General features: G+C 40.6%; 7 protein-coding genes. 3 read left to right on the top strand and 4 right to left on the bottom strand.

The annotated features are described in order from the left end of the window. The 3 genes from PX482_RS25150 to PX482_RS25140 all read left to right on the top strand — a co-directional run. Positions 1-789 (top strand): phycobilisome linker polypeptide (locus PX482_RS25150; RefSeq protein ID WP_288123178.1); only part of this gene is annotated, 789 nt, incomplete at its 5' end. Between the two features lie 137 nt (positions 790-926). Then, on the top strand, positions 927-2,603 hold the full coding sequence (ribBA, locus tag PX482_RS25145) for a bifunctional 3,4-dihydroxy-2-butanone-4-phosphate synthase/GTP cyclohydrolase II (protein WP_002759028.1): 1,677 nt from the start codon (positions 927-929) through the stop codon (positions 2,601-2,603). Positions 2,604-2,710: 107 nt separating this feature from the next. Beyond that, positions 2,711-3,454 carry a Uma2 family endonuclease gene (locus PX482_RS25140; RefSeq protein WP_288025097.1) on the top strand — a complete coding sequence of 248 codons (744 nt, stop codon included), beginning with the start codon at positions 2,711-2,713 and terminating at the stop codon, positions 3,452-3,454. A 57-nt stretch (positions 3,455-3,511) separates the two neighbouring features. Here PX482_RS25140 and PX482_RS25135 read toward each other — a convergent pair whose 3' ends face one another. The 4 genes from PX482_RS25135 to PX482_RS25120 all read right to left on the bottom strand — a co-directional run. Then, on the bottom strand, positions 3,512-4,570 hold the full coding sequence (locus PX482_RS25135) for a D-alanine--D-alanine ligase family protein (RefSeq protein ID WP_002759032.1): 1,059 nt from the start codon (positions 4,568-4,570) through the stop codon (positions 3,512-3,514). A gap of 232 nt (positions 4,571-4,802) precedes the next feature. Beyond that, a complete protein-coding gene (locus PX482_RS25130; RefSeq protein WP_125730185.1) occupies positions 4,803-5,867 on the bottom strand; it encodes a hypothetical protein in 1,065 nt (354 codons plus the stop codon). A gap of 2 nt (positions 5,868-5,869) precedes the next feature. Continuing rightward, a complete protein-coding gene (locus tag PX482_RS25125; RefSeq protein WP_002759036.1) occupies positions 5,870-6,472 on the bottom strand; it encodes a J domain-containing protein in 603 nt (200 codons plus the stop codon). Between the two features lie 585 nt (positions 6,473-7,057). Beyond that, a partial coding sequence (locus PX482_RS25120) for a helix-turn-helix domain-containing protein (RefSeq protein ID WP_288123176.1) occupies positions 7,058-7,561 on the bottom strand: 504 nt, incomplete at its 5' end.

The following is a 7,561-nucleotide window of genomic DNA, read 5'->3' as shown; positions in this document are numbered from 1 at the left end:
GACGCACAGGCGGTTATTCGCGCTGTCTATCGTCAGGTGCTAGGCAATGACTATATCATGCGTTCCGAGCGCCTTACCAGTGCCGAATCCTTACTCTGCAACGGTTCGATCACCGTGCGGGAATTCGTCCGCGCCGTGGCCAAATCGGAACTGTATAAGAACAAATTCTTCTACGGTAACTTCCAAACCCGCGTCATCGAACTTAATATCAAACATCTTTTAGGTCGCGCTCCCTACGATGAGTCGGAAGTGGTCTATCACCTCGATCTCTATGAAAACAAAGGATTCGAGGCCGATATCGACTCCTACATCGATTCCGCCGAATATACCGAAAACTTCGGCGATAGCATCGTTCCCTACTATCGCGGTTTCGCCAGCCAACCCGGTCAAAAAACCGTGGGATTTACCCGGATGTTCCAACTCTATCGCGGTTATGCCAACAGCGATCGCTCTCAGATTGCCGGCAAAACCTCCCGTTTAGCGGTGGAATTAGCTCAAAACGGCGCTTCGGCAGTAGTCGGTCCCTCCGGTGGCAGCGATGGTTGGGCCTATCGTCCCTCCGGTCAACGCAACACCCCCAGCAAAGCTCTTGGTGGTAGTGTGGCCTATGGTGATGTGGGTAAGCTCTATCGCGTGGAAATTGCCGCCATCAGCAAACCGGGTTATCCCCGTGTCCGTCGCAGTAGCAAAGCGGTTATCGTCCCCTTTGAACAGTTAAATAACACCCTGCAACAGATCAACCGTCTCGGTGGCAAAGTTGCCAGCATCACCCCCGCTAGTTTGAATTAATTTTCTAGCTTAAGATAACTAAAAGTCTCCCGGGCAGCCGTCAGGTTCACCGGGAGACTTCTTTCTAGGGAACTGGCAGAAATTGACCCTCAGCAGATCGAGCAAACCTGTAGAATGAAAATAATTCCCTCGTTTTAATGCCTGTGACTGTCACTTCGATCGCTTTTGACTCTATCGATACTGCCTTAGCGGAAATCAAAGCCGGACGTGCCATTGTCGTAGTTGATGATGAGAATCGCGAAAATGAAGGAGATCTAATCTGTGCGGCCCAATTTGCCACCCCCGATCTGATTAACTTCATGGCAGTGCAAGCTCGCGGTTTAATCTGTCTGGCAATGACGGGAGAGCGTCTTGATGCTCTCGAATTACCCTTGATGGTGACAAAAAACACCGATAGCAATCAAACCGCTTTTACCGTTAGCATCGATGCCGCTCCCCATTTAGGGGTTAAAACTGGCATTTCGGCAGAAGATCGGGCGAAAACCGTGCAAGTTGCCATTAATCCGGTCACTCGTCCCGACGATCTCACCCGTCCCGGTCATGTCTTCCCGATTCGTGCTAAAGCCGGTGGAGTCTTAAAACGCGCTGGTCATACGGAGGCAGCCGTGGATCTAGCTCGATTAGCCGGGTTGTATCCGGCGGGAGTTATCTGTGAGATCCAAAATCCCGATGGTTCCATGGCCCGTTTACCGCAACTATTTGAATACGCTCGTCAACATAATCTCAGGTTAATTAGCATTGCCGATCTGATCGGTTATCGCTTAAAACACGATCGCTTTGTCCATCGGGAAACGGTCTGTGATTTTCCCAGTCAATTCGGCACTTTTCAGCTTTATGCCTACCGAAATTTATTAGATCAAACCGAACACATCGCTATTGTGAAAGGCGATCCCGCTCTCTTTGGCGATCAACCTGTAATGGTACGAATGCACTCAGAATGTCTGACCGGGGATGCTTTGGGATCCTTGCGTTGCGATTGTCGCCAACAGTTACAAACTGCCCTAAAAATGATCGAAAAAAACGGTTTGGGGGTGGTGGTTTACCTGCGACAGGAAGGACGGGGAATTGGCTTAATTAATAAGCTAAAAGCCTATTCTTTACAGGATATAGGACTAGATACGGTGGAAGCCAACGAAAGGTTAGGATTTCCCGCCGATTTGCGCGATTACGGCATGGGAGCGCAAATGCTCAACGATTTGGGGGTGAGAAATATTCGTTTAATTACCAATAATCCCCGTAAAATTGCCGGATTAAAAGGCTATGGTTTGGAAATAGTCGAGCGAGTACCTTTGCTGATCGAGGCTAATGATTATAATTCCAATTATCTAGCCACAAAAGCGGAAAAGTTAGGACATCTATTCCTACAAACCTATCTAGTTACCATCGCTCTCAGTTGGGGGGAAAATCCGCCGTCAATTTCGCAAAGATATCATCAATTAGAGAAATTACGGCAGTTAAGTCGCGCTAATCAATTATCTCTCCAAGAAGAAACCCGACCGGTAGCCAATGCCCTTTTTGATCGCGCCCCTTTGATCGTACATTTAGGTTTAGATATTCGTCAGGGTGTTAGCAGTAATTGGTATAAAAATCCTTCCCATCCTTATCTTCTGGTTATTGACAAGATATTAAATGACATTAAAGATTGGTCGGAAATTGAACGCTTAGAATTTTTAATTTCCGACGGAGACGATTCGATGACGGGATTACAAATGAAACTCGATCGTCAAAAAATGTCCGATGAAGATTTCTCACAATTACCACAATTAGCTACCCAAATTATCTACAGTTTTACTCGTGATTCAGCCAAAAATTAGTTTTCTATGACCATACTGTTGCCTCTTGCCTCATCTCAACAAGCAATTTAAATATTTAACAGCTTAACAGTTATAATTAAACCAAGCTAGTATAACGGGGAAAACCCATGACAACTCTCGACATTTTACCGGAAGTTACCTGTCCCCCCACCGATTTATGGAGTGATGAACCACCTTTGGAAAGTGATTTACATCTGCAACAGATCATAATTCTTCTCAGTTGTCTAGAATTATTATGGCAAGAGAAAAACGATTACTACGCTTCCGGTAATCTGACTATCTACTATAACGAAGAACAACTGAAAAAACGTGATTTTTGTGGTCCTGATTTTTTTGTCGTCTTAGATACGGAAAAACATCCGCGTAAAAGTTGGGTAGTCTGGGGAGAAGGGGGTAAATATCCCAATGTGATCGTGGAGATTCTTTCCGATTCTACGGCCAATATTGACCGCACTAAAAAGAAAATTCTCTATCAAAATACCTTTCGCACTCCTAATTATTTTTGGTTTGATCCTGAAAGTTTAGAACTGCAAGGATTTAGATTAATTGCGGGACAATATCAGGCTATTGCTGCTAATGAAAACGGCTATTTATGGAGTGAACAATTAGAACTCTATTTAGGCATATTTGACCGTAAACTGCGTTATTTTACCACCGATGGTCAATTGGTTCCCACTCCCCAAGAAGCTGAATTAGAGCAAAGACAAGCAAAGGAACAGATTTTTTTAGAAAAGGAACAGGAACGAAAGGCAAAAGAACAGGCTCTTTTAGAAAAAGAACAAGCTATCTTGGAAAGGGAAAGATTAGCCCAAAAATTACGAGAATTGGGCATTGATCCTGAAACTATCTAATTGATAAATATCTCTAGGATAGGTAATTCCTATCCTAGAAATGTTGGTAATTTAACCTTATTTTTCCTGTCTTTCTAAGGCTAATTGTACTAACTTATCGACCAATTTATCAAACTCTAAACCGGTGGCTTTCCAGAGTTGGGGATACATACTAAAATTAGTAAACCCCGGCAGAGTATTAATTTCATTGATCAACACTTCCCCAGTCTTTTCCACATAGAAAAAATCCACCCGCGACAATCCCGCAGCATCCACAGCTTTAAATGCTTCTACAGCCATTTCTCGCACTTGATTAGCAATTTTATCAGGAATATTAGCGGGAATCACCATACTTGATCGCCCGTCAGTATATTTAGTTTCGTAGTCATAAAAATCACTATCAAAAGTAATTTCTCCCACCAAAGAAGCTTGGGGATTATCATTACCTAAAACCGCACATTCGATCTCCCTTGCGGTTACTCCTGCTTCAACAATAATCCGTCGATCATAACTAGCGGCACTATCTAAAGCAGCCTCTAATTCTTGCCGGTTGCGTGCTTTACTAATACCCACCGAAGAACCTAAATTAGCCGGTTTAATAAAACAAGGATAACCTATTTCCTCGGCAATTTGAGCGCACAATTGCGGAAAAACACAGGGATTTGACCACACTTGCGAGCGGGTTACAGCCTTATACTTAACTTGGGGTAATCCAGCGGCTGCAAAAGCAGTTTTCATGGCAATTTTATCCATTCCCAAGCATGAACCCAGGACCCCACTACCCACAAAAGCAACCCGCATGAGAGTGAGTAATCCTTGTAAAGTGCCATCTTCCCCATTCGGTCCGTGGAGAATTGGAAACCAAACCTCCATTTCCCTCACTTCTGGGGGAAATTGCCAGATATTGACTTTTATATTACTCTCAATAGCTAGGGGTTGCCCAGAGGTTAAAATTTGTCTAGCAGTTGCTGCCGAATGCCAACAGCCATTTTTATCGATATAGAAGGGGGTAACGGCGTATTTGTCAAGATTTTCGGGATAATTAAAAGCTTGCAGGATCGATCGAGCCGAATTGATAGATACCTCGTGTTCTCCCGATCGACCACCAAACAACAATCCTACCTTGATCTTATCCATGTTATCCTCTCTAGACCCAGCTAGATCCTAAATTAGAGTTCAACTATCATATATACTATGGGCGGAGTTGACAATAGTTGCAATTGATTTAGAGGCGGCTGTTCCTCGTCAGATCGGGGTTTTGGCAAAACCTCAAGATAAATTAATTATCGCTCATGATGAGATGTGGTCGTTCTTTCCCTAAAAAAATCGATAATCACTTTGGAGCTATTCACCCCCCGAAATTGAATGATTATTTAGCTAATTTTTCCAGTTTTTTCTTAGTTTTCTGAAGTTTTAAGGCTAAATTACCATGATGTTCGGGATAGTAAACGTGCAAGAATTCGATAAAATCCTCGATGGTACAAGGTTGATGAAATCCCCCTAAGTTACCGTGGAATTCTTGGTGAATTTCTTCTTTAATAGTCACCAAATTCAGATCTAATGTCGCTAGATGGGGATATTTCTGGGCAGAGTAAAGATGATGGACAGCGAGATTAAATTTATTATTTCTATCCGGTTTTTGCCCTGTCACCTGACAAGTGTTTTTATCTCTAGTTTTAGCTCGTTTTTTAGCCTTTTCAATCTCGATTTTTTGTTTGGTATCGTCATCTAGATTTTCCTGAATTTCTTTAAAGGCAAGAGGAAACTCGATTTCAATCATTTTACACATTTCTTGGCGCGATTTATTCGTCAAAGTTTCACTCATGGATTTAGAAATGCGAACAACTCCACTTTCAGAGAACCAAAACTCTCTTTTTTCATCTTCGTAAAAATCTACTCCTATTTTTAAAGGACGAACTTCTGTTTTAGTATTTTTGATTACCTTAGCAAGTTCTTCATCATCAACTTTCAAAGATGAAGATTCGTGGAGTTTAAGATTATTGAATGTTTGATTTAGCTTGGCTCCATTAGTTTTTAAAATTCGCCGCAAACTCTGTTTATGAATCATAGCCACTCCTTGATAAACTTTAATTTCGCCAGAGTCAGCCAATTCATTAAAAATTAATTTTCGTGCCAAAGAGCGACGAATTTTTTGATCGTGCTTAGTAAAAAATTCTCTAAATCTGTATAAAATTCCTCGCTTTTCATGCTGATCAATATAGGAAGCAATTTTTAAAGCACCTTCAAAAGAAAACACTCTAACTTTATCTTTTTTGTTGACAAATTGATAATCGACACCTTCAACTAAATCCCAATCATCATTAGGATCAGCATCAAAAATATCAACAATTTTGTCTAGTTTTTCAAGAGTAATAGAAAACCATTGAGCTAATTCGGTATCCCGGATCAGGAAGGTATTTGCTTTCTGAGGCATGATTATTTTATCTCCGTGGTGATAGACTTATACATGACAGTTAAACAATCAAAAACTTCTGCGTCTCCTGTTTCTTGGTTATCAGGATGATAGATTTTAGAAAGACGATAATAGGCATTTTTAATGTCTTCCTTGCTGGCAGTTTTTGGATCAAGCTCGAAAACACGATAGGGATAAAAATACTTAAATATATTAATACCATTAATACAATGCTTACCAGTTTCTCCATCTTCTTCTGGTAAAATACCTACATACTCTCTGTAAATTTTTTCCCAACTTTCTCGCTGAGATAAATTGATGTTATCAAAGGCTCTAGTAGCCATTTGAAACATACTCGATTTTTTTAGTTCTGTGGTATTGTTAACCTCAAAATAGGCATAAACTGCCTGTTTAAGTTGCGTTAGAGTTAAAGGTTTAACTTTTGAGCTTGTGGTGGTGGTGGCTGTAGTTTTTGATTTAGTTAACGATGGTTTGGGAGACTTTTTACGGTGGTTTTTGATGACAAAATCGGCAAAATCTTCGAGAATACGACTTTCGATCGAGTATTGCTCACAGATATGACTAATCTGCTCTAAAATGAGCGAGTTAAGAGGATTAGTGGTCATAATTTCCCTAAGAAGCTGCAAAAAACATAGCCTTTCTTATCAAGATGAAGTGTAGGCTAATTTGGTATGAACGACCGACGACTGACTCCCGAAAACTTCCTATCCTAAATTAATACCACAGCAGTGGCCACTTTGTCATGTGGTTAATCATAAAAAAATTGCGGGCATAAGCTAAACGGCTTTTACTTCGGATCACCGATATAGACTCCAAAAGGGTTATAGCTGTTGGATCATGCAGGTTAAGCGCCGTTTAGCTTATTACAGATTTAAGTCAATAAATGGGCAGCCGTTTAGCTAGGCAGTCATTCTAAAGATAAGATTCCCGAGAGCGATGGTAAAGTTGAGACTAGAATTGAGGGGACAGTCGGGAAATTTTTACCTAATCAAGAAAAGATGGCTCTCTGAGTCTTTGGGTGAAAAATGTTCACCACGTCACATTATGCACGGAAGCTTTCATAGGTGGCAACTTAAGCAAGAAGCTTAATTATCAAGAGTAGCTGATCATCCAAGGGGAAGGACGTAAAAAATGGTAAAATAAGGCGGATAAATCTAAAAATAATCCTAATTCCTACACCTACTATTTTTTTAGGTTTCAGAGGGAAAGTAACCAAACAGTTTTTTATAATCAGAGGCCAGATATCCTCGGTGAAAAAAACCTAATTCTTCAGCAATTTCATAAATTAATTTTGTCTGATTATTTTGGTTAAGAGATTGATGTAGAGCATTAAGACGAAGCAATTTAAAATAATTGTAAGGAGACATTTGATAGAAGTCTTTAAATATATATTCTAAGGTGCGTTGACTTACTTCTAAGTCTTGACAAATCGCTGGAATAGTAAGATCAGAACGCAGATTTTTTCTCATCATTTCTTCTGCTTTTTTGAGGATAGAGGTGCGTCTGATAGTGTTTTTAGGAGTTGTAATATCTTTGGTTACTGCTAAAGTCAAAAGAAAATCTTTGACAATTTCTTTTTTTAATTTTTGCCTGACAAAATTTAATCTTAATGCTTTTCTTTGCCCAGATATTTGTTGACGATCTAAATTAAATAGCATTCGATAAAGTTGATGACAAGATTGTTGGAGATGACG

This window comes from Microcystis sp. M53602_WE12 (assembly GCF_030065455.1).
Lineage (GTDB): Bacteria > Cyanobacteriota > Cyanobacteriia > Cyanobacteriales > Microcystaceae > Microcystis > Microcystis aeruginosa.
This window is presented reverse-complemented; position numbering and strand designations above follow the sequence as displayed.